The organism is Dietzia natronolimnaea (assembly GCF_002289575.1).
Lineage (GTDB): Bacteria > Actinomycetota > Actinomycetes > Mycobacteriales > Mycobacteriaceae > Dietzia > Dietzia natronolimnaea_A.
Window position 1 is genome coordinate 1 of sequence record NZ_NTGA01000091.1, and the last position, 1432, is coordinate 1432.

Here is a 1432-nt window from a genome sequence, read left to right on the forward strand (position 1 = left end):
CGCGGTCAGCGGCACCCCGAGCCGGTACTGACGCTGCCCGAACTCGACACCGCGATCGGCGAGTTCATCAGTGCCAAGTATCACCGCCGGACCCACCCGGAGACTGGCGACAGCCCCTACCGGACCTGGATCGGTGACGGGTGGCTTCCCCGCCTGCCCGAGACCATTGATGATCTCAACCTGCTGCTGTTGACCGTGGCCAAAACGCGCATCGTCCACCGCGACGGAGTGCGCTTCCAGGGCCTGCGGTACGTCTCGCCGCTGCTGGCCGCCTACGTCAAAGAGCAGGTCGTGATCCGGTACGACCCCCGCGACATTTCCGAAATCCATGTCTTCCACAAGAACCAGTACATCTGTAAGGCCGTGGACCCCGATCACGCATCGACCACCGTCAGTCTCAAAGACATTCAGCACGCGCGCGCAGTCCGCCGACGCGAGCTACGTGGCCAGATCGCCGAACGCATTGCCGTCGTCACCGGCCACCAAGGCCCCTCGTTTCCGGCCTCGCCGGCACCGACCTCACCAGCCCGGAGGAAGACGAAGCTTCGCACCTACCTGGAGGATGACTGATGTCTCCGCAACGGTTCATCGCCACCAAACAGCACCGTAGATTCGTCGAGTTCGCCGACGCCGTACGCCGCCAACGCACCATTGGCATCTGCTACGGCCAAGCCGGGATCGGTAAGACACTGTCCGCCAGACGGTATGCGAACTGGCACAAAGCCGAGCGGCTCCTCGAGGAATGGGGACCACGCGATGACTCCGATTTCCCGATCTATGCCGCCCTGGCCAGGAAACGGACAGTCTTCTACACCCCCACGGTCCTGAGCACTCCGCGTCAGGTCAGAGACGATCTCACCGGCCTGACAGTCCAGGTATCTGCGTGCATCGACGAGCATCTGATCAACACCGGAGAACTGCAGACGCGACCCAGGACTCTGGGAAGGCACGTCGAGCTGATCATCATCGACGAATCCGACCGCCTCAATGCCACCGCCCTGGAAATGGTGCGAGACCACTATGACCGCGACAACGTCGCCGTCATCCTCATCGGCATGCCCGGGATCGAGAAGAGATTCAGCCGCTACCCGCAGCTCTACAGCCGCGTCGGGTTCGCCCACGAGTACCGGCCACTGAGCAAAGACGAGCTGCGATTCGTGCTGGAACGTCGCTGGCCCAAATACGGCCACCCCCTCGATCCCGACGACTTCACCGACGCTCAAGCCCTCGCCGCGATCGCACGGATCACCCGCGGCAACTTCCGCCTCGTCGACAGACTGTTCACGCAGATGGAGCGCATCATGCAGATCAACGAGCTCAACACCATCACCGACGACGTCGTCGAAGCCGCCCGATCCACCCTCGTCATCGGCATCACCTGACACCGCCAAACGAACCTGCGAAATCCCGCCAAACGAAGGTGAAAGTCACA

Annotated in this window: 2 protein-coding genes; both read left to right on the plus strand. The window is 62.6% G+C overall.

Going from position 1 to position 1432, the window contains the following annotated elements; all coding sequences use genetic code 11:
- On the plus strand, nucleotides 1–570 hold a 570-nt coding region (locus tag CEY15_RS17755), incomplete at its 5' end, for a Mu transposase C-terminal domain-containing protein (protein ID WP_176475193.1).
- Nucleotides 570–1382 (plus strand): AAA family ATPase, encoded by an 813-nt coding sequence (locus CEY15_RS17760; RefSeq protein ID WP_063972677.1) that lies wholly within the window; start codon nucleotides 570–572, stop codon nucleotides 1380–1382. The genes CEY15_RS17755 and CEY15_RS17760, both read left to right, overlap by 1 nt.
- Nucleotides 1383–1432: the final 50 nt, after the last annotated feature.

Coding starts and splice junctions, on each gene's coding strand:
- CEY15_RS17760 (WP_063972677.1), top strand. CDS start 570: ATGTCTCCGCAACGGTTCATCGCCACCAAACAGCACCGTAGATTCGTC.